We start from the raw sequence: 19977 nt of genomic DNA, 5'->3' as shown, positions 1-19977 counted from the left end.
CCGTCGCTTCTCGCACGCCCCGGGGCTTCGGTCTCGGGGCGTTCGTGCGCGGCGGCGCCCCCGCCGTGTGGCACCGCTCCCGTCTGCGGCGATAGGGTCGGAGACGGCAACGGCGCCGACCTCCACCCGAACCACAGCACTTGAGGACTCTGCCCATGAAGATCGGCATCCTGACCAGCGGCGGCGACTGCCCCGGGCTGAACGCGGTCATCCGTGGCGTCGTGCTCAAAGGCACGACCAACTACGACATCGAATTCGTCGGCATCCGAGACGGGTGGCGCGGCGTCGTCGACGGCGACTTCTTCCCCCTGACGCGTCACGAGGTGAAGGGGCTGTCCAAGGTCGGCGGCACCATCCTCGGCACCAGCCGCACCAACCCCTACGAGGGCGCGCGCGGCGGCGCCGAGAACATCTCGAAGACCATGTACGGGCACCGCATCGACGGCATCCTGGCCATCGGCGGCGAGGGCACGCTCGCGGCGGCCGACCGTCTGTCGAAGGACGGCATCAACGTGCTCGGCGTCCCCAAGACGATCGACAACGACCTGCGCGCGACCGATTACTCGTTCGGCTTCGACACCGCCGTCAACATCGCGACGGATGCCATGGACCGCCTCCGCACGACCGGCGACTCGCACCAGCGCTGCATGGTGGCCGAGGTCATGGGTCGCCACGTCGGCTGGATCGCGCTGCACGCGGGTATCGCCGCGGGCGCGCACGTCATCTGCATCCCCGAGGTGCCGATGTCGATCGACGAGATCGTCGAGCAGGTCACCCGCGCCCACGACCGCGGCCGCGCGCCGCTGGTCGTCGTGTCGGAGGGCTTCAAGCTCACCGGCATGGACGAAGCGTTCAGCGACAAGGGCCTCGACGCCTTCAACCGTCCCCGCCTCGGTGGGATCGGCGAGCTGCTCGCGCCCGAGATCGAGCGCCTCACCGGCATCGAGACCCGCTCCACGGTGCTCGGCCACATCCAGCGCGGTGGCTCGCCGTCGGGCTTCGACCGCGTCCTCGCGACGCGCCTCGGCCTGCACGCCGCCGACGCGTTGAACGAAGGCGCCTGGGGGCAGATGGTCGCGATGCGCGGCACCGACATCGTGCGCGTGCCGTTCGCCGACGCCCTCGGCGAGCTCAACAGCGTGCCCCTGTACCGCTACGAAGAGGCCGCCGCGCTGTTCGGTTGAGCCGCGCTCGTTCGACGCCCCGTCCCGCTCGCGCGGGGCGGGGCGACTGCGTTTCGTCGAGGCGCGTGTCCCACTTCGTGCAGCTTTACGGTCGCCTTCCTGCTCGAAGTGGGACATGCCCGTCGCGAGGCGACACACCTCACGATCTGCGGAGACGGTGATCTGGCCGCCTACCGGCCATGTCCCACTTTGTGCAGTCGAGGCGGAGGAAACCTGCACGAAGTGGGACATGCGAGCTGTCACTCACGCCAGCCCGCGCGTTCGAGCGCCTCCCGTACTTTTTGAACCGCCGGAGCACCGTCGGACCGCATGTGGTGGAAGAGGATGCGCACGTGCTCCCAGCCGCAGGCTCGGATGGCGTCCCATCGATCGGCATCCCGTGCGAACTGCCGCATGTCTTCGGCGTGGACGCGGCCGTCGTACTCGGCGCCGACCTTCCACTGGGGATAGGCGAGGTCGAGCTCGGCGACGAAGCGGCCTTCGGTATCGCGCAGCATCCAGGAGATCTCCGGCTCGGGCAGACCGTTGCGCACGAGCAACAGGCGAAGGCGGGTTTCGGCCGCCGAACGCGGTCCGTGACGGCTGAGCGCGAGCGCGCGGGCGAGCGCCTTGCCCTCGCTATCGCCCATGCGGACGATCTCGGCGCGAAGGTCATCGGCATCGACCCGCGGGCGCAGTTCGGTGAGCAGGAAGTCGGCCGCTGCGACGAGGTCGTCGATGCGCCAGAGAGTCGCGCACTGTCGCCCTGCCCTGACGGGATCCTCGACGGGCCAGCCCTCCGGTGTGTGCGCGGTGGCCGCGTCGCGCGTCTGAAGTCGATGGCCGCGGACGCCGCCGATGCGCGGCTCGCGTTTCGGGCGATGCGCCGACACATGGATGCCGGGAAGCCAGGGAAACGGAGGCAACGGAACGCCGAGCAACCCCAGCGCGGTTTCGTGGCTGAAGAACTGTCCGTCGCGAAGGCGCGGCGCGTACTCGGCGGCGCGGGCGCGCAGATCGTCGGGAGGCGCAGGCGCAGCGATGGAACGAACGCCGCGGTACGGCATCCGCATGCCGACGTGGCGCAGAGCGAAGCGCGAGCGCCCCGACGCCACGGCATCGCGGACGGAGAAGATCAGCGGATCGTCGACCATCACTCGAGGATGCAGGCACCGCGACTGCGGTCACGAGTGCGCGGGGCGTTCTGTGGATGGTTGCGCGGATGGGCGCGCGGGGGAGGACCGTCCCCGCCCGACGGTGCTCAGCAGGCGGTGAGCGGCCGCCGTGCGCCCGTGTCCCACTTCGTGCGACTTTGGTGCGCGATAGCTGCACAAACTGGGACATGCCTGCGCGAGCGACGGCAGGCGGCCGCCGCCTCGGCCGACGGCGAGCGGTCGCCGTGCGCCCGTGTCCCACTTCGTGCGAGATTCAGGCGCGATAGTCGCACAAAGTGGGACACGCCCTGCAGCCCACAAGGCCGAACGCCCCGCCGCACGAAGCGACGAGGCGTCCAGCGACGAGGCGTCCAGCACCGAGGCGTCCGGCGGCGGCTCGGCCTACTCCGCCAGGCCCAGCACGTCGAGCAGCCACGCGATCTCGAAGGCCCGCTCGCGCCAGGCGTTGTAGCGGCCGCTGACGCCGCCGTGGCCGGCGACCATCTCGCACTTCAGCAGCGCGTCGGCGCCCACTTCGCGCAGGCGCGCGACCCACTTGGCGGGCTCGACGTACAGCACTCGGGTGTCGTTGAGCGAGGTGACCGCCAGGATGCGGGGGTACTCGACGCCCTCGCGCACGTTCTCGTACGGCGAGTACGACTTCATGTAGGCGTACACGTCGGCGTCGTGCAGGGGGTCTCCCCACTCGTCCCACTCGATGACGGTGAGGGGGAGCGAGGGGTCGAGGATGGTCGTCAGCGCGTCGACGAAGGGCACATCGGCGAGGATGCCGGCGAACAGCTCGGGCGCGAGGTTGGCGACGGCACCCATGAGCAGTCCGCCCGCACTGCCGCCCTCGGCGACGATGCGGTCGGGCGTGGTGTACCCGGCATCGACGAGGTGACGGGCGGCGGCGACGAAGTCGGTGAACGTGTTGCGCTTGGCGCGCATCTTGCCGTCTTCGTACCACTGCCGACCCATCTCGCCGCCGCCGCGCACGTGCGCCACGGCGAAGACGACGCCGCGGTCGAGCAGCGAGAGACGCGGCACCGAGAAGCCGGGCTCGATGGAGTGCTCGTACGACCCGTAGCCGTACAGGTGCACGGGACGCGGAGCCGCACCGGGCTCGCCGAACGAACGCTTCCACACCAGCGACACGGGCACCTGCGTGCCGTCGTCGGCGGGGGCCCACACCCGTGCCTGACCGTAGTCGTCGGGGTCGAAGCCCCCGAGCACGGGCTGGCGCTTGCGCAGCAGCAGCTCGCCGGTGGCGACGACGTAGTCGAACACGGTGCCGGGGGTGACGAACGAGCCGTAGCCCAGCCGCAGGACCGGGGGAGCGTACTCGGGGTTGCCGCCGGTGCCGACGCTGTACAGCGGCTCGTCGAAGGCGATCTCGGTCACCGCGCCATCGGCGTACGACAGCATCCCCAGGCGCGCGAGGCCGTCGCGACGGTAGCCGACCACGCCCCAGTCGCGGAACGTGTCGACGCCGAGCAGCCGCTGACCGGTGCGGTGGGGGATCACCGTCTCGCGGGGGCCTTGGGGATCGGATGCCGAGACCCGCACGAGTTCGAAATCGAGGGCGCCGTCGTTGTGGAGCACGTAGAGCACGTCGTCGCCGTCGACGACGGCGTGCGACGAGGAGTACTCGACGCCCTCGCGTCGCGGCCACACCACGCGGGGCTCGCCGCGGAGGTCGTCGGCGTCGAGCAGCCATTCCTCGGAGGTGATCGAGGAGCCCATCTCGATCACGAGGAAGCGATCGCTGCGGGTGAAGTCGGCACCGACCCAGTAGCGGTCGTCGGGCTCGTGGAACAGCTTCACGTCGGCATCCACGGGGGTGCCGATCTCGTGCAGCCACACGGTGTCGGGACGCCAGGCGTCGTCGACGGTCGTGTAGACGATGAAGCGTCCGTCGGGCGAGAAGGTCGCCCCCGAGAAGGTGTCGGGGATCTCGTCGGCCAGCGTCTCGCCGGTGGTCAGGTCGCGCACGCGCACGGTGTACCGCTCGTCGCCGGCGACGTCGACGCCGTAGAGCATGCGGGTGCCGTCGTTCGAGATCTCGAAGCTGCCGAGCGAGAAGAAGTCGGTGCCCTCGGCCTCGACGTTGCCGTCGAACAGCACCTGCTCGCCGGCGACGGGGGTGCCGGGCGAGAGAGTGGGCGGGGTCCAGTCGTCGGGGGAGTCCAGGGGTGCCCGGCACTGGATGCCGTACTGCGCGCCCGCGACGGTGCGGCCGTAGTACCACCAGTCGCCGCGGCGCGCGGGGACCGAGAGGTCGGTTTCGAGGGTGCGGCCCTTGATCTCGCCGAAGATCGTGTCGCGCAGGCCCGCGAGGTGCCCGGTGCGGGCCGTCGTGTAGGCGTTCTCGGCCTCGAGATGCCCGGCGACCTCGGCGTCGTCTTTCGCGCGCAACCACTCGTACGGGTCGTCGAAGGTGTCGCCGTGGTGCGAGCGCGAGACGGGCCGGCGGGCGGCGACGGGCGGGGTGGGCTGCGGGTCGAGGTCGGTCACCGTTCCACGGTAGTGCGCTCCTCCGACGCGGGCTTCGGAGAACGCTCAGCGAGCCGCGCGCGTTTGACCCCCGGGGTCCCCGATGACAGGATGTGGACGCGACCCCGGTGAACGGGTGTCGAACTCCAGGTGAACTCTTCGTTCGTCGCGCCGATCCCGTCGGCATCCCTTCTTCCTTCTCACGGAAAGCGAACGGTGGAGAGCGCAGCCCTCATCATCGTGCTGGTCATCGCGCTGGCACTGTTCTTCGATTTCACCAACGGATTCCACGACACCGCCAACGCGATGGCCACCCCCATCGCCACCGGTGCGTTGAAGCCGAAGGTCGCCGTCCTCTTGGCGGCCTCGCTCAATCTGGTGGGCGCGTTCTTATCGACCGAGGTCGCCAAGACGATCTCGGGCGGCATGATCCGCGAAGACCAGTTGAGTCCCGACATCTTCCCGCCCATCATCTTCGCCGGTCTGATCGGCGCGATCACCTGGAACATGCTGACGTGGCTGCTGGGGCTCCCCTCGAGCTCCTCGCACGCGCTGTTCGGCGGCCTGATCGGCGCGACGCTCGTGGGCGTCGGCGCCTCGGCGATCGACACGGGCGTGGTGCTGAGCAAGGTGATCCTGCCGGCGTTGATCGCCCCTCTGACGGCCGGCATCATCGCCTTCACCGTCACCAAGATCGCCTACGGCATCACGCGCCGGTACGACATGAAGGCCGACGGGCGCGACGGCTTCCGCTGGGGCCAGATCTTCACCTCGTCGCTCGTGGCTCTGGCGCACGGCACCAACGACGCGCAGAAGACGATGGGCGTCATCACCCTTGCCCTCATCACCGTCGGGTGGCAGTCGTCGGCGAACGCCGACCCGCAGCTGTGGGTCGTCTTCGCCTGCGCGATCACGATCGCGCTCGGCACCTACATGGGCGGGTGGCGCATCATCCGCACGCTCGGCAAGGGGCTCACCGACGTCAAGCCCGCGCAGGGCTTCTCGGCCGAGACCTCCACGGCGGCCACGATCCTGGCATCCAGCGCCCTCGGCTTCGCGTTGTCGACGACGCAGGTGGCCTCGGGATCCGTCATCGGTTCGGGCCTCGGCCGCCGCGGCTCGACCGTGCGGTGGAACACCGTGGGCCGCATCATGATCGGCTGGGTGCTCACGCTTCCCGCCGCCGGCGCCGTGGGCGCCGCCGCGGCCCTGATCGTGGTCTGGCTCGGCGGATGGGGCGTGGCGGTGGATGCCGTGATCGCGGTCGTCATCGTTCTCGGTCTGTTCCTGCGCTCCCGGCGCGACTCGGTGACCTCGGCCAACGCGATGAGCGAGGTCGCCGACTCCGGCGCCGCCGTGAAGGTGCCGCGCAAGCCCGAGCCCACGCGCGGCCAGCGCCGCCACGACGACGCGAGGAAGGACCGCGCGTGAGCATCGACTGGGAAGCCTTCCTGCACGTCTTCGTCGCCGCCCTGCTCGGGGCGACGGTGGTCGTGACGTTCTACGCCCTGGGCTTGCGCCTGCTGGTGCGCGGTGGCCGTCCGCCGCTGGTGGCGCCGGCCGAGTTCACCGACGCCATCACCGTGCTCACCGACAAGCAGAAGCGTCGCGCCGAGAGGGCGGTCGCCAAGGCCGCCGCGCGCAACCCGCTGAGCGAGGGGCAGAAGAGCCTCTCGCTGGTCGCCGCCTACCTCTGCTTCGCCGTGTGCGCCGCAGTCGTGCTCGGCGCGCTGCTGCTGATCCTGCTCAACCACTGATCCTGCTCGCCCACGGAGGCGCCCGGGGAGCGGTGTCGGAGGCCCCTCGTAGGCTGGGGGCATGGCATCCGTGCAGTTCGGTCAGCATGCGCCCGCCGCGCGCGTGATCCTCCACCTCAGCGACACGCACCTGCTGGGCGGCGACCGGCTGCTCGGCGATCGCTACGACACGGCGCAGCACCTGCGCCGCACGCTCGCGGCCGCCGAGGCGACCGGGGTGCGACCGGATGCCGTGGTCTTCACCGGCGATCTGACCGACCTCGGCGAGCCCGAGGCCTACCGGGCGCTGCGCGCCGAGGTCGAACCGTGGGCGGCGCGTCTGGGGGCGCCGGTCGTCTGGGTGGCCGGCAACCACGATGAACGGCCCGCGCTGCGCGCCGAGCTGCTCGACGGCGAGCCGAGCGAGGAGCCCGTGACCGGGGTGTACGACCTCGGGGGACTCCGGCTCATCGCGCTCGACTCGACCGTGCCGGGGTGGCACCACGGCGACCTCGACGCCGCCCAGCTCTCGTGGTTGCGCGCCGAGCTGGCCGAGCCGGCGCCGCGGGGCACGATCCTGGCGCTGCACCATCCGCCGCTGCCCTCGCACATCCCGTTCTTCGACATCCTCGAGTTGCGCGATCAGCGCGGTCTCGCCGACGCGATCGCGGGCACCGACGTGCGCGCGATCCTCGCGGGCCACCTGCACTATTCGACGTCGGGGACCTTCGCCGGGGTGCCGGTGAGCGTGGCCGCGGCCTCCTGCTACACGATGGACCTCGCCCGCCCCGCCGACGAGGTCAACGGAATGGACGCCGGGCGCGCGTTCCACCTCGTGCACGTGTGGGACGACACGATCACCCACGCGGTGGTCCCGGTCGTCGACGCGCAGGCCACGGGCTTCTTCACGTCCGAGTGGACGGCGCGCATGGCGGCGTTGAGCCCCGAGGAGCGACTCGAGGCGTTCTCGCGCAAGCGGTGACGCCGCCGCGCGACGGCCGCCGCGTTCGGTATACGCGCGGGAGCGTGTCGGTCGGGCGACAGGCCGCGGCGTCGAACGACCGCGACAGGACCGGTGGCTAGGCTCGTGGCATCCCTGCTCGCCGTGACAACCCACGAGGACACCACATGGCTTTGGACGCAATGACGCGCACCCGTACCGAGACCGATTCCCTGGGATCCCTCGAGATCCCCTTCGAGGCGTACTGGGGCATCCACACCGCCCGCGCGCTCGAGAACTTCCCCATCGCGAAGCGGCCGATCTCGGTCTACCCCGATCTCGTGCGAGCCCTCGCGATGGTCAAGCAGGCCTCGGCCCGCGCGAACCGCGAGATCGGCGTGCTCGACGCGGCGAAGGCCGACCTCATCGACCGCGCCGCCCAGCGCGTGATCGACGGTGAGTTCCACGACGAGTTCACCGTGGGCGTCATCCAGGGCGGGGCCGGCACCTCGACCAACATGAACGCCAACGAGGTCATCACCAACATCGCCCTCGAGCTCGCCGGCCGCGAGAAGGGCGACTACGGCTTCCTCTCGCCCATCGACGACACCAACCGCAGCCAGTCCACCAACGACGTCTACCCGACGGCCATCAAGATCGGGCTGGCGCTCACCCTGCAGAGCCTGCTCGAAGAGCTCGCGCTGCTGCGTCAGTCGTTCCTGACCAAGTCCGAGGAGTTCCACGACGTCCTCAAGGTCGGCCGCACCCAGCTGCAGGATGCCGTGCCCATGACGCTCGGACAGGAGTTCCACGGCTTCGCCACGACGCTGGGCGAGGACTACAGCCGCCTGACCGAGAACGCCTACCTGCTGTACGAGATCAACATGGGCGCCACGGCCATCGGTACGGGCATCACCGCCCACGCCGGGTACGGAGCCGCTGTTCTGCGGCACCTGCGCCAGATCACCGGGCTCGATCTCGAGACCGCGACCGACCTGGTCGAATCCACGAGCGACACCGGCGCGTTCATGTCGTTCTCGTCGTCGCTCAAGCGCAACGCCGTCAAACTGTCGAAGATCTGCAACGATCTGCGCCTGCTCTCCAGCGGTCCGCAGGCGGGCCTCGGCGAGATCAACCTTCCGGCGCGCCAGGCCGGCTCGAGCATCATGCCCGGCAAGGTCAACCCCGTCATCCCCGAGGTCGTGAACCAGGTCGCGTTCTCGGTCGTGGGGGCCGACATGACGGTGACCATGGCGGTCGAGGGCGGGCAGCTGCAGCTCAACGCCTTCGAGCCCGTCATCGCCCACTCGATCTACCAGTCGATCACGTGGATGCGGCAGGCGATGTGGACCCTGCGGGTCAACTGCGTCGACGGCATCACCGCGAACCGCGAGCGCCTGGGAGCCATGGTCGGCTCCTCGGTCGGCGTCGTGACGGCGCTGACGCCCTTCATCGGCTACGCGGCGTCGGCGGCCCTGGCCAAGACGGCTCTGCTGACGCACCGCAACGTCGCCGACCTGGTCGTCGAGGCCGGGCTGATGACGCGCGACGAGGTCATCAAGCAGCTCTCGCCGGCGCGCCTGTCGGGCCTGCACCCGATCACCGAGGCGATCCCGGTCATCCGTGCCGTCGAGGACGTCGTCGAAGGCTGAGACGAACGAACGCCGGGGCCGGGACCAGTGGTCGCGGCCCCGTCGTCGTGTCGAGGGTGAGCGCCGAGTCGCCCGCCCGGGGGTCTGGCGTCGGTCACCGGGCAGCCGTCACCGGCGGTCCGGCGGCGCCGTCGCCGCGCGGGCGTGGCTCAGTCGACGATCCGGCAGTGCGTGGTCAGCTCGCCGATGCCGTCGATCCCGACGGTCACCGTCGAGCGGTCGCGCAGGAAGATCTGCGGGTCGCGCGAGTAGCCCGCTCCGCCGGGGCTGCCGGTCGAGATGAGCGTGCCGGGCAGCAGGGTCGCCGACTCCGACAGCTTGTGGATGAGCGTCGCGACCGTGCGCACCATCTGGCCGGTGCTGGCATCCTGCACCGTGTGCCCGTCGACGACGGTCCAGATGTGCAGATCCTGCGGGTCGGGGATCTCGTCGGCGGTCACCACGAACGGGCCCGTCGGGGTGAAGCCGTCGAACGACTTGCACCGCGACCACTGCGCCTCCGAGAACTGGATGTTGCGCGCCGTGATGTCGTTGACGACGGTGTAGCCCCACACGTGGTCGAGGGCGTCGGGCTCGGCGACGTCGCGCCCGGGGCGCCCGATGATCACGCCGAGTTCGGCCTCGTAGTCGACGGCCTCGCTGAGCTGTCGCGGCCACGTCGTCGTCGCACCGTGGGCGGTGAGGGAGTTGGGCCACAGCACGAAGACGGTGGGCCCGGTGTCGGTCTTCAGCCCCAGCTCGCCCGAGTGGGCGGCGTAGTTCAGGCCGACCGCGAGGATCGCCGGGGGAGCGAGCACCGCCGAGGCGAAGGCGACGCCCGAGAGCGGATGCCGCGGTGCACCGGCGGACGCCGCGCGCACGCGCTCGAGCAGGGCGTCACCGCCGGCGATGAGCTGTTCGAGCTGGCGGGGGGCGCCCTCGAAGAACTCGTCGACGAACGAGAACTCGTCATCGTGGACGCTGACGAGACGGGGGGACTCCGCCCCCTCCGGGGAACGGACGTGGGCGAATCGCATGCCTCCACGCTACCGGGCCGCACCGGCGGGGAGTCGTCGCAAGCCCGGGATGCCGTGTCGCCGGCCGCCCCTAGGCTGTGCGCATGAGCTACCCCTCGCCGTTGGCGCAGCCCGGTTCCGCGGAGCCCGCCCCCATCTCCCCGGCACCGCAGGCGGCCGGCTCGGCCGCGCCTCCGCGCCGGCGCCGCGGGGGCATCGCCCTGTGGGTGGTGGCCGTGCTGCTGGTGCCGGTGCTCGCCCTGCTCGTCCGCTACTTCACGGGCGTGTTGGGAACGGCGGCCTCGTTCATCGGGCTCGTGCTGGCGGTGATCCCGTTCGTCATCGTCTGGTTCGCGGTGCGCTACATCGACCGGTGGGAGCCCGAACCGAGACGACTGCTCGTGTTCGCCGTGGCCTGGGGCGCGGTGGCGGCCGTCGCCCTCGCGCTGGGGGTGGACCTCGTCCTCACCCTGGCGGTGGGCCGGCTGCCGGCCGAGTTCAGCTCGGTGGTGCAGGCACCGATCGTCGAAGAGCTCGCGAAGGGCCTCGGCGTGCTCCTGATCTTCGTGTTCGCCCGACGGTTCTTCGACGGCCCGGTCGACGGGATCGTCTACGGCGCGCTGATCGGTGCGGGCTTCGCCCTGACCGAGAACGTGCAGTACTTCGCCATCAGCTACCTCGAGGGCGGCCCGGGCCAGGTCGCCACGACCTTCTTCCTGCGGGCGGTGCTGTCGCCGTTCGCGCACGTGATGTTCACCAGCCTCACCGGCTTCGCGTTCGGCCTCGCCGCGCGTCGCGGACTGCGCGGGGGCGGTGCCCTCGCCTACGGGATCCCCGGAGTGCTCGCCGCGATCGTTCTGCACGGGCTGTGGAACGGTTCGGCCACGTTCGCCAACTTCTTCGAGGTGTACGCCACGCTGCAGGTGCCGCTGTTCCTGGCGTTCATCGCCGGCATCCTGGCCCTGCGGCGCGAAGAGACGCGTCTCACCCGCGCACGGCTGGGCGAGTACGCCGTCGCGGGCTGGTTCACGCCGCAAGAGGTCGACATGCTCGCCACCCGCCCCGGGCGCCGTTCGGCCCTCGCGTGGGCGCGCACGTTGCCCGGTGACCGCACGGCGGTGATGAAGGCCTTCATCGCGGATGCCACGGCACTCGCCGCCGCGCGCCAGCGCGCCCTGTCGGGGCGCGATCCGCAGGCTGTCACCACCGAGCGGTACCTGCTCGAGCGCACCACCGACGCGCGGGCGGCGCTGCTCGCGCCGTGAGGTCTTGACAGCGCGGCGAGGCGGGAGCACCATCGATGTAGGCCAACTCAGCGCCCGGTAGACACGCAGGCATCGCCGCGGCACCGGGCGCTGAGTCTTTGTCCAGGGGCCGTCATCGACCGCCGGGCCGTGCTTGGATGGAGGCATGACTGATCGCACCAAGCCGGAGTTCGACGCTCCCAGCGGCCCCGCCCCCTCCGACCTCGTCATCCGCGACATCGCCGTCGGCGACGGCGCCGAGGCGAAGCCCGGCGACACCGTCACCGTGCACTACGCCGGTGTGGAGTACGAGTCGGGCGAAGAGTTCGACTCCTCGTGGGGCCGGGGCGAGAGCATCCAGTTCCCCCTCCGTGGCCTCATCCAGGGCTGGCAGGACGGCATCCCGGGCATGAAGGTCGGCGGTCGCCGCGAGCTCGTGATCCCGCCGCACCTGGCCTACGGTCCCGCCGGCGGACACTTCCTGGGTGGCAAGACCCTCATCTTCATCATCGACCTGCTCAAGGTCGGCTGACCAGCCGTTCTTCACGGAACGTTCACGAACCCGAGGGGGCTGCGGCTCCCTCAGGTTCGTTATTTTCCTCGATCGTGGAATACATTCGTGTGAATGGGAGTTGGATCCCGGCAGGACGCCGAAGCGGCTCCCCAGACCTCTAGGAGTGACATGACTGACACCACCGCCCTCGACATCCCCGGCTACAAGACCGGCACCTGGGTCCTCGACCCGTCGCACAGCGAGGTCACCTTCTCGGTGCGCCACATGATGATCTCGAAGGTGCGCGGCACGTTCGGTGTGAAGAGCGCCACCATCGTCGCCCCCGAGAACCCGCTCGAGGCCACCGTCGAGGCCTCCGTCGACGTGACCTCCGTCGACACCAAGGACGAGGGCCGCGACCAGCACCTGCGCTCGGCCGAGTTCTTCGACATCGAGACCTACCCGACGATGGACTTCCGCTCCACCGGCGTGCGCGTCGAAAAGGGCGACTTCCTCGTCGACGGCGACCTCACCATCCGCGGCATCACCAAGCCCGCCACCTTCTCGCTCGACTTCGGCGGCTTCGGCACCGACCCGTGGGGCAACTACAAGGCCGGCGCAACCGCCAAGACGGTCATCAACCGCGAAGACTTCGACCTGACCTGGAACGCCGCCCTCGAGACCGGCGGCGTGCTGGTCGGCAAGGACGTCACCATCGAGCTCGACCTGCAGCTCGCGCTCCAGGCGTGATCTTCGCGAAGGCCCCGGGTGCTCGGCATCCGGGGCCTTCGGCGTTTCTCGGGTGACCCCGGGTGCTCGGCATCCGGGGTCGTTGTGGTTTCTCCGTCGTGCGCGGAAGCCACCCGCGGTGCGTCACCCCGCGGTGACGCGACGCCGCAGGCGCAGCCTCTGCTGTACGAGCAGGATGCCGACGAACACCACGGCCGCACCCACGGGTTCGTTCCACGAGATGCGCTCCCCGAGCACGAGGATGCCGAGAGCCACCCCGACCACGGGGGTGATGTACGTGACGGTCGAGGCCCGGGTGGGGCCCCACGCGCGCAGAGTGTTCTGGTTCCAGACGTAGGCGATGCCGGTCCCGAGTACCCCCAGGGCGACGATGCTGAGCACCACCGGGGTCGTCAGGTCCATCGGCTCGGCCAGGATCACGGGCGACAGCAGCACCATGAACGCCGCCGCCGGGCCGATGTAACCGAAGGCGAAGGCGATGCCCGACAGTCCGGTGTCGCCGAGGAACCGACGCATGTACGCGAGGCTGAAGCCGTAGCAGGCGGTGGCGCCCAGCAGCGCGATCTGCGCGACCGTGCTGTCGCCCACGTCGGCGACCGCGCCCGGCGCGATGATCACGACGACCCCGGCGATGCCCACGGCGATGCCGAGCAGCTGCCCGGGCTTGAGGCTCTCGACGCGGAACACCGCCCACGCCATGATCGCGGTCATGATCGGCGTGGTCGCGTTGAAGATGCTCGCCAGTCCCGACGAGACGTGCTGCTCGGCCCAGGCGAACAGCAGGAACGGCACGACGCAGAACGTGGCCGCCAGAACGCACAGGTGACCCCACACCCGTCGGCTGCGGGGGAGGCGTTCGCGTCGGATCGCGACGATCGCGGCGAGAGCGAGCGCACCGAACAGCAGCCGCCCGCCGGCGACCTGCGCCGGGGTCATTCCGGTGAGGGCGATCGCGATGAAGAGGAAGCTCGAGCCCCACACGATGCCCGTGAGCACGAACTGCACGGCGATGGAGACGGGGGAGGGAGAGGAACCGGATGCCACGATCCCGACCCTAGGCCCGAGCGCCGACATCGCGCGGGCGAAGCGGATGCGACGGCGGAAATCCGCCGACGGTCGGCAGTGCGGGTGCGGGGCGGTGCTCGCACGGAGCCGCGACACGAGGGGTCCCGGGTCCCCGCGCGGAGAAGACCCGGGGACGGGTGCCCTCCGCGGAGCGGGGTGCGCGCGATGCGCTGCACCGCGGCTCTCGTCGCGCTGGGGGTCAGGGCTGCGGGTTCAGCGCGTCGTACGCGCGGAACCGGGGCGTGAAGCGCACCAGCGTGCCGACGAGGCCGAGGATCACGATGCCGCCGAACAGCGGCGGCACCCAGAGGGCCGTGGCCGTCGCGAGGGTGCCCGCGTACAGGGCTCCCACGCGTGGGCCGCCGGCGACCACGACGATGAAGATGCCCTGCAGGCGCCCGCGCATGGCATCCGGGACGGCCGCCTGCATCATGGTGGAGCGATAGATCGCGCTGACGTTGTCGGCGGCTCCCGAGACGGCCAGCACCACGGCGGCGAGGGCGATCAGCGCGACCGCGGCGTGCGTCTCGTCGACGACGTCGGGGCGCAGCCAGCCCAGGGTGGCGGCGAGCAGGACGAGACCGAACAGGCCGATCGCGAGGCCGTAGACCTGGATCGCGCGTTCGATGCCGAGCCCCTGTCGACGGACGCGGCCGATCGGCCCCGAGAACAGGCTGGAGAGGAACGCCCCCGCCGCGACCGCCGCGGTCAGCACCCCGGTCGTGATCGCACCGCCGCCCAGCAGCACCGCTCCGATGGCAGGGAAGAGTGCCACCGGCTGGCCGAAGGTCATGGCGATGATGTCGAGCACGTACTGCAGGCGGATGTTGGGCGCGCGTTTCAAGAACCGCGCGCCGTCGCGCAACGACTCGAGGCCCGGGCGCACCACGACGCCCTCGGGGCGGAGCCGGGGGAGCGACCACAGCCCGAGGAACAGCGAGCTCATGAGCAGCACGTCGAGCGAGTAGGTCCACGCGTACCCCGCGACGGCGACGAGCACACCGGCGAGGGCGGGTCCGGCCATCACCATGATGCCGACCGTCACGCCCTGCAGGGCCGCGGCGGCGGGAAGGAGGTCGCGGGGGATGAGGCGTGGGGTGATCGCCGACTTCGTCGCCATGACGATGGAGTTCGCCGCCGAGTTCACGACGCTCAGGACGAACAACCAGCCGACCGTCTCGAGCCCCGACCACGCGAGGGCGGCGAGCAAGCCGGTCGACGCGAAGGTGACGAGGGCGGCGAGCAGGGCGACCGTGCGGCGGTCGAACGCGTCGGCGAGCATGCCGCCGTAGAGGCCCGCGATGACCATCGGCACCAGTCCCGCCACGGCGATCATCGACACGGCCAGCGTGCTCTGGGTCAGCTCGAACACGTGCAGCATGACCGCGACGACCGTCAGCTGCCCGCCGAGCCCCGACAGGGTGGAGCCGATCCACAGACGGGCGAAGGCAGGCGACGTGGTGAGGGGCCGCAGGTCGATGAAGGCGCTCTGACGGCTCACTCGTCGACCTCGAAGCGCTTCACGCGAGCGGTGTGGCCGCGCACGACGCGGACGCGGCTCGGGGCGACGTCGAAGTGCGCCGCGAGCACGCGCGCGGCGCCGGCGTTCGCGGCCCCGTCGACCGCGCGTTCGCGGACGTGCACCACCAGGCCGTCGGGCCCGTCTTCGACCAGCGGGCCGCGGCGGGAACCCGGCTTGACGAAGACGGTGAGCTGCACGGATCGAGGCTACGCCAGCCCTCCGACATCGCGTCGCCGCAGGCACAGAGCATCGGGCGTGTGTGAACGGGTGAGCCGTGCTGTAGACTCATGCGGTTGCCGTTTGATCGGCCGCGGATAAAGAGAGCCCACGTATCAGGCGTCGGGCGCCGCGCAATGAGAGAAAGGGGATCCCATCTATGCCACTCGAATCTGACGCCAAGAAGGCGATCATCGAACAGTACGCGACGCACCCCGGTGACACCGGATCCCCCGAGGTGCAGGTCGCGATGCTGACGCAGCGCATCAAGGACCTCACCGAGCACCTCAAGGAGCACAAGCACGACCACCACTCGCGTCGTGGTCTGTTCTTGATGGTGGGTCAGCGCCGCCGTCTGCTCGGCTACCTCCAGGACATCGACATCGCGCGTTACCGCTCGCTGATCGAGCGCCTGGGTCTCCGTCGCTAAGCGCGACCCCGCGTATATCGCTTTCTCGAAGGCCGTCCCACGGTGTGGGGCGGCCTTCGCTGTTCCCGGATGCCGGGCGCCCGGCATCCGGGGTCTGGCGCTGATGCCCGCGCCTCGTCCCCATAAACGCCATTCCTGCGCATAAACGCGGTGTCTGAGCTTTTATGCGAAGGAATGGCGTTTATGCGTGCCCGGAGGGAGCGCGGCGTCGGGCAGGACGTGACCCGATGCATCGTCGGGGCCCGTGGCCGGGGCTGTCCCGGCTCGGCCGACCGATCCGCCCGCCCCGCTCTCATAAACGCCATTCCTGCGCATAAACGCGGTGTCGGAGCGTTTATGCGCAGGAACGGCGTTTATGCGTGCCGGGAGGGAGCGCGGCGTCGGGCCGGATGAGACCGGGTACCTCGTCGAGCCCCGTACCAGGGGCTATCGGGGCCGCGGCCCGCCCCCGGTGCGCACGCCTCGCCGCGCCCGCCCCGCCGCGCCCGCCCCGCCCCCGCCCAGCACGGCGAACGCCCGCCGCCGGCCGGACCGACGACGGGCGTTCGAGAGACGCGGACTCAGGATGCCGCGCGCGCGGCCACCAGGTCGGAGTGCCACCGCTCGGCCACGTCGGGGTGCGCGCGCAGGCGCGACTTGAGCGCGTTCTCGCCGTAGGTGGCGTGGATGGGGTTGGTGGGGTCGTCTTCGACGCCGTGGGCCTCGGCCGCGAGGTCGGCCGGCAGCTCGATGATCGGCAGGCGCGCGTCAAGGGCCGGGTTGAAGAAGAACGGCACCGAGATGCGCTCGTCGGGGAACCGCGGCGAGATCACGCGGTGGTTCGTCGCCCGGAGGTAGCCCTGCGTGGCGTACTCGAGGAGCTCTCCGATGTTCACGACGAAAGCGCCCGACACCGGAGGGGCGTCGACCCACTCGCCGTCGCGCTCGACCTGCAGTCCGCCCTTGCCGGGCTCGACCCAGAGCAGCGTCAGGACGCCCGAGTCCTTGTGCGCACCGACACCCTGTTGGGGCGTGGGGTCGTCCTTGCCGGGGTAGCGGACGATCTTGATGAGCGTCTGCGGGTCGCCGAAGTGGCGGTCGAAGTACTGCTCCTCGGCGCCCAGGGCGAGGGCCCACGCGCGCAGGAGCTTGCGGGCGACGCCGGTGAGGTGGTCGTGCCACTCGGTGACGACCTCTTTGAGCTCGGGCTGCGCCGCCGGCCACAGGTTGGGACCGATCAGCCGGTCGTACCCGGGGCCGTCGGGGTCGTCCCCACGCCCACTCGTCGCGTCGCTTGCGCGCCGCGGCGAGCCTCCGGGCGTGTGGGCCCAGATGGCCTCGCGCTCGGGTCCGATGTCGATCTGCTCGCGCCAGTCGACCCGGCCCTGCGTGCGCTCGCCGCCGACCCGCGTGTATCCGCGGAAGTGCGGGCTCGTGACGTTCTCGATCGCGAGCTTGTCGGCCTCGGGCAGCGCAAAGAAGTCCTTCGCGGCCTCCAGCAGGCTCGCCTCGAGCGCGGGGCTCACCCCCGTGCCGGTCAAGTAGAAGAAGCCGACGTCGTGGGTCGCGGCGCGCAGCTCGTCTCGGAAGCGGGCGGCGGCATCCGGACCCTGGTCGAGGAGCGAGAGGTCGAGCACGGGGAGAGTGAGGTCGGACATGCGACGAGGCTAGGTCGATCCGCGTGGCGCCGCGCGAATGTTGCCGATGGTTACCGACGGAGCCTTCGTGGACGGCGGAACGGAGGGGGCGCGAAGGCGGGTCGATCGCACTCCCGGGGCAAACCCCGCCGATCGGCGGGGTGCGAACCGGCCAGGGAGATGCGTATCGTGTCCTGGTCAGGTGAGGCTGTCCTTACCTTCCCGCAGTGCCGCGGCGCCCCACCCGAAACCCGAGAGTCGGAACCCCGCCCGTGCTTGCCAGCTTCTTCGCCACCTTCCTCATCGGCCTTCGCGAAGGCCTCGAGGCCGCGCTCGTCGTGGGCATCCTCGTGGCCTACCTCACGCGCCTCGGGCGTCGCGACGCCCTCCCGCGGCTGTGGATGGGCGTGGGGCTCGCGATCGCCCTCGCCCTCGCGGTCGGCGCCGTGTTCACCTTCGGCGCGTACATGCTCACGTTCGAAGCGCAGGAGCTGCTCGGCGGCGGGCTGTCGCTGCTCGCGGTGGCGATGGTGACGTGGATGATCTTCTGGATGCAGCGGGCCGGCCGCACGCTCAAGGCCGGTCTCGAGGGGGGCGTCGACAGGGCGCTCCGCGGCGGCGTCTGGGCGATCGTCGTGATCGGCTTCGTCTCGGTGGCGCGCGAGGGGGTCGAGACGACGCTGCTGCTGTGGTCGATGGTGCAGTCGTTCGGTGACACGCCCGCGGCCCTTCTCGGTGCGCTCGTCGGCCTGATCGCCGCCGTTCTGCTGGGCTGGCTGATCGCGCGGGGGATGCTGCGTCTGAACCTCGGTCGCTTCTTCACCTGGACCGGCGGCTTCCTCGTCGTGGTCGCCGCCGGGGTGCTCGCCTACGCGCTGCACGACCTGCAGGAAGCCGGTGCCCTTCCCGGCCCCTTCGGCAGCGCCGCCCCCCTCGACCCCGTCACCGGCCTCGTGGCGACGGGCTGGAGCGGGTTCCCCTTCGGCTGGGCGTTCGACGTCTCGGACACCATCGCCCCCGGTGAGGCGCTCGCCGCGCTGCTGCAGGCCACGGTCGGCTTCATGCCCGCCATGACCTGGCTGCAGGTCATCGCCTGGGCCCTGTACATCGCGATCGTCGTGCCGCTGTTCGTGCGCGGAGTGCGCGCGAACCGGCGACCGAAGCCCCGCGCCGCCGACGCGGCGTCGGATGCGAGCGTGAGCCCCACCCCACAGACCCTCGACGCCGCTCGCGTACCCGACGCCGCGGCATCCACCCATCCGAATGGAGCATCATGACCTCGACTCGCCTCCTCGCGGCCACGGCCGTCGCCGGCGCGGCCGTCCTCGTCCTCTCGGGCTGCGTCGCCAAGACCGACGCGGCCGCCTCCGGTGCCCTCACGGTCACCTCGACCGGTGACGGGTGCGCCGTGTCGGCGGGATCCGCCCCCAGCGGCACCGTCGCCTTCGACGTGAGCAACAAGGGCGACCAGACGACGGAGTTCTACCTGCTGGCCTCCGACGGCCTGCGCATCGTCGGCGAGGTCGAGAACATCGCCCCCGGCGCGTCGCGCAACCTCACCGTCGTCGCGCAGCCCGGCGACTACTTCACCCTCTGCAAGCCCGGCATGGTGGGCGACGGCGTGGGCCGGGCAAGCTTCTCGGTCACCGGCGACGCCGTGGCCGTGACGGGACCGGATGCCGAGCAGAAGCAGCAGGCCGTCGACCTGTACGCCGCCTTCGTGAAGGACCAGGTGGGTCAGCTGCTCCCCGCGGTGCAGACCTTCGTCGCCGCCTACGAGTCGGGCGACGACGCGGCTGCGCAGACGCAGTTCCCGCGCGTGCGGGCCTACTACGAGCGCATCGAGCCGATCGCCGAGGCCCTGGGCGATCTCGACCCGCGCATCGACTACCGCGAGGTCGACGCCGTGGCGGAGGGCCTGGACTGGACCGGCTTCCACCGCATCGAGAAGGACCTGTGGGTTCCCGCGCAGGACGCGCTGAACGCGGACGGCGAGACGCCGGCGTGGAAGGACTGGGCGCCGTCCACCCCGGCCGAGCGCGCCACCTACGGCGACAAGCTCATCGCCGACACGCAGGAGCTGTACGACTACGTGCACGGCGACGAGTTCGTGCAGGCGCTGGACGCGCAGGGCGTCGCGGGCATCTCGAACGGTGCGATCGCGCTGCTCGACGAGGTCGCCACGGGCAAGATCAGCGGCGAAGAGGACTGGTGGTCGGGCACCGACCTGTACGACTTCGCCGCCAACGTCGAGGGTTCGAAGATGGCCTTCTCGCTCGTGCGGGACTTCGCCGAATCGAAGGGCGACAAGGGCACGACCCTGGTCACCCGCATCGACACCGGGTACGCCGACCTCGAAGCGGCCCTGGCCGCGCACGGTTCGGCCGACGCGGGCTTCGTCGCCTACTCGCAGCTCACCGACGCCGACAAGCGCCAGTTCACCGATCTCATCAATGCGCTGGCCGAGCCGCTCTCGCAGCTCACGGTGACCGTTCTGGAGTGAGC

At 70.7% G+C, this 19977-nt stretch carries 18 protein-coding genes; 11 read left to right on the top strand and 7 right to left on the bottom strand.

All coding sequences use genetic code 11. The features are described from left to right. The first annotated feature begins 155 nt into the window (after nt 1-155). Complete coding sequence (locus tag BJP65_RS03725) at nt 156-1184, top strand: 6-phosphofructokinase (protein WP_055834994.1); 1029 nt, start codon at nt 156-158, stop codon at nt 1182-1184. 239 nt (nt 1185-1423) lie between these two features. On the opposite strand, the gene BJP65_RS03720 is transcribed toward BJP65_RS03725, so the two are convergent. Continuing rightward, nucleotides 1424-2317, bottom strand: a complete 894-nt coding sequence (locus tag BJP65_RS03720; RefSeq protein ID WP_070408249.1) for a hypothetical protein — start codon at nt 2315-2317, stop codon at nt 1424-1426. Between the two features lie 402 nt (nt 2318-2719). Beyond that, the gene (locus BJP65_RS03715) at nt 2720-4834 is read right to left on the bottom strand and encodes a S9 family peptidase (protein WP_070408248.1); all 2115 of its coding nucleotides are present in this window, start codon (nt 4832-4834) and stop codon (nt 2720-2722) included. A 195-nt stretch (nt 4835-5029) separates the two neighbouring features. Here BJP65_RS03715 and BJP65_RS03710 point away from each other — a divergent pair, with 195 nt between their 5' ends. The 4 genes from BJP65_RS03710 to BJP65_RS03695 all read left to right on the top strand — a co-directional run bounded on the left by BJP65_RS03710 (nt 5030) and on the right by BJP65_RS03695 (nt 9141). After that, nucleotides 5030-6244 (top strand): inorganic phosphate transporter, encoded by a 1215-nt coding sequence (locus BJP65_RS03710; RefSeq protein WP_070408247.1) that lies wholly within the window; start codon nt 5030-5032, stop codon nt 6242-6244. Next, a complete protein-coding gene (locus BJP65_RS03705; protein WP_070408246.1) occupies nt 6241-6570 on the top strand; it encodes a peptidase in 330 nt (109 codons plus the stop codon). Before BJP65_RS03710 ends, BJP65_RS03705 begins: the two co-directional genes overlap by 4 nt. Nucleotides 6571-6631: 61 nt before the next feature. Further along, nucleotides 6632-7531: a phosphodiesterase gene (locus tag BJP65_RS03700; protein WP_070408245.1), complete on the top strand. Its 900-nt coding sequence runs from the start codon at nt 6632-6634 to the stop codon at nt 7529-7531. 146 nt (nt 7532-7677) lie between these two features. Continuing rightward, a complete protein-coding gene (locus tag BJP65_RS03695; RefSeq protein WP_055835015.1) occupies nt 7678-9141 on the top strand; it encodes an aspartate ammonia-lyase in 1464 nt (487 codons plus the stop codon). A 149-nt stretch (nt 9142-9290) separates the two neighbouring features. Here the strand turns inward: BJP65_RS03695 and BJP65_RS03690 are convergent, their stop codons facing one another. Beyond that, entirely contained in the window at nt 9291-10157 is an 867-nt protein-coding gene (locus BJP65_RS03690) for a fumarylacetoacetate hydrolase family protein (protein WP_070408244.1), read from the bottom strand. 83 nt (nt 10158-10240) lie between these two features. On the opposite strand from BJP65_RS03690, the gene BJP65_RS03685 reads away from it, so the two are divergent. The 3 genes from BJP65_RS03685 to BJP65_RS03675 all read left to right on the top strand — a co-directional run bounded on the left by BJP65_RS03685 (nt 10241) and on the right by BJP65_RS03675 (nt 12623). Then, a complete protein-coding gene (locus BJP65_RS03685; protein ID WP_070408243.1) occupies nt 10241-11401 on the top strand; it encodes a PrsW family intramembrane metalloprotease in 1161 nt (386 codons plus the stop codon). A gap of 145 nt (nt 11402-11546) precedes the next feature. Further along, nucleotides 11547-11912 (top strand): FKBP-type peptidyl-prolyl cis-trans isomerase, encoded by a 366-nt coding sequence (locus BJP65_RS03680; RefSeq protein WP_055835024.1) that lies wholly within the window; start codon nt 11547-11549, stop codon nt 11910-11912. 150 nt (nt 11913-12062) lie between these two features. Beyond that, entirely contained in the window at nt 12063-12623 is a 561-nt protein-coding gene (locus tag BJP65_RS03675) for a YceI family protein (protein ID WP_055835027.1), read from the top strand. Between the two features lie 123 nt (nt 12624-12746). Here the strand turns inward: BJP65_RS03675 and BJP65_RS03670 are convergent, their stop codons facing one another. The 3 genes from BJP65_RS03670 to BJP65_RS03660 all read right to left on the bottom strand — a co-directional run bounded on the left by BJP65_RS03670 (nt 12747) and on the right by BJP65_RS03660 (nt 15407). Further along, nucleotides 12747-13667, bottom strand: coding sequence for a DMT family transporter (locus BJP65_RS03670; RefSeq protein ID WP_082509310.1), 921 nt, complete (start codon nt 13665-13667; stop codon nt 12747-12749). Nucleotides 13668-13887: 220 nt separating this feature from the next. Continuing rightward, nucleotides 13888-15189, bottom strand: a complete 1302-nt coding sequence (locus tag BJP65_RS03665; protein WP_070408242.1) for an MFS transporter — start codon at nt 15187-15189, stop codon at nt 13888-13890. Next, nucleotides 15186-15407, bottom strand: a complete 222-nt coding sequence (locus tag BJP65_RS03660) for a DUF167 domain-containing protein (protein ID WP_055835037.1) — start codon at nt 15405-15407, stop codon at nt 15186-15188. The genes BJP65_RS03665 and BJP65_RS03660 overlap by 4 nt, the downstream gene beginning before the upstream one ends. Before the next feature lie 179 nt (nt 15408-15586). On the opposite strand from BJP65_RS03660, the gene rpsO reads away from it, so the two are divergent. Next, nucleotides 15587-15856: a 30S ribosomal protein S15 gene (gene rpsO, locus BJP65_RS03655; protein WP_055835040.1), complete on the top strand. Its 270-nt coding sequence runs from the start codon at nt 15587-15589 to the stop codon at nt 15854-15856. A 560-nt stretch (nt 15857-16416) separates the two neighbouring features. Here the strand turns inward: rpsO and BJP65_RS03650 are convergent. Then, complete coding sequence (locus tag BJP65_RS03650; RefSeq protein WP_070408241.1) at nt 16417-17493, bottom strand: isopenicillin N synthase family oxygenase; 1077 nt, start codon at nt 17491-17493, stop codon at nt 16417-16419. 251 nt (nt 17494-17744) lie between these two features. On the opposite strand from BJP65_RS03650, the gene efeU reads away from it, so the two are divergent. Together efeU and efeO are read left to right on the top strand one after the other, a co-directional pair. After that, nucleotides 17745-18749: an iron uptake transporter permease EfeU gene (efeU, locus tag BJP65_RS03645; protein ID WP_070408240.1), complete on the top strand. Its 1005-nt coding sequence runs from the start codon at nt 17745-17747 to the stop codon at nt 18747-18749. Continuing rightward, the gene (gene efeO, locus BJP65_RS03640) at nt 18746-19975 is read left to right on the top strand and encodes an iron uptake system protein EfeO (protein ID WP_070408239.1); all 1230 of its coding nucleotides are present in this window, start codon (nt 18746-18748) and stop codon (nt 19973-19975) included. The genes efeU and efeO overlap by 4 nt, the downstream gene beginning before the upstream one ends. Nucleotides 19976-19977 lie beyond the last annotated feature (2 nt).

The organism is Microbacterium sp. BH-3-3-3 (assembly GCF_001792815.1).
Taxonomy (GTDB): domain Bacteria; phylum Actinomycetota; class Actinomycetes; order Actinomycetales; family Microbacteriaceae; genus Microbacterium.
The sequence above is the reverse complement of the archived record's forward strand: the minus strand, read 5'-3'. Positions and strand labels throughout refer to the sequence as shown.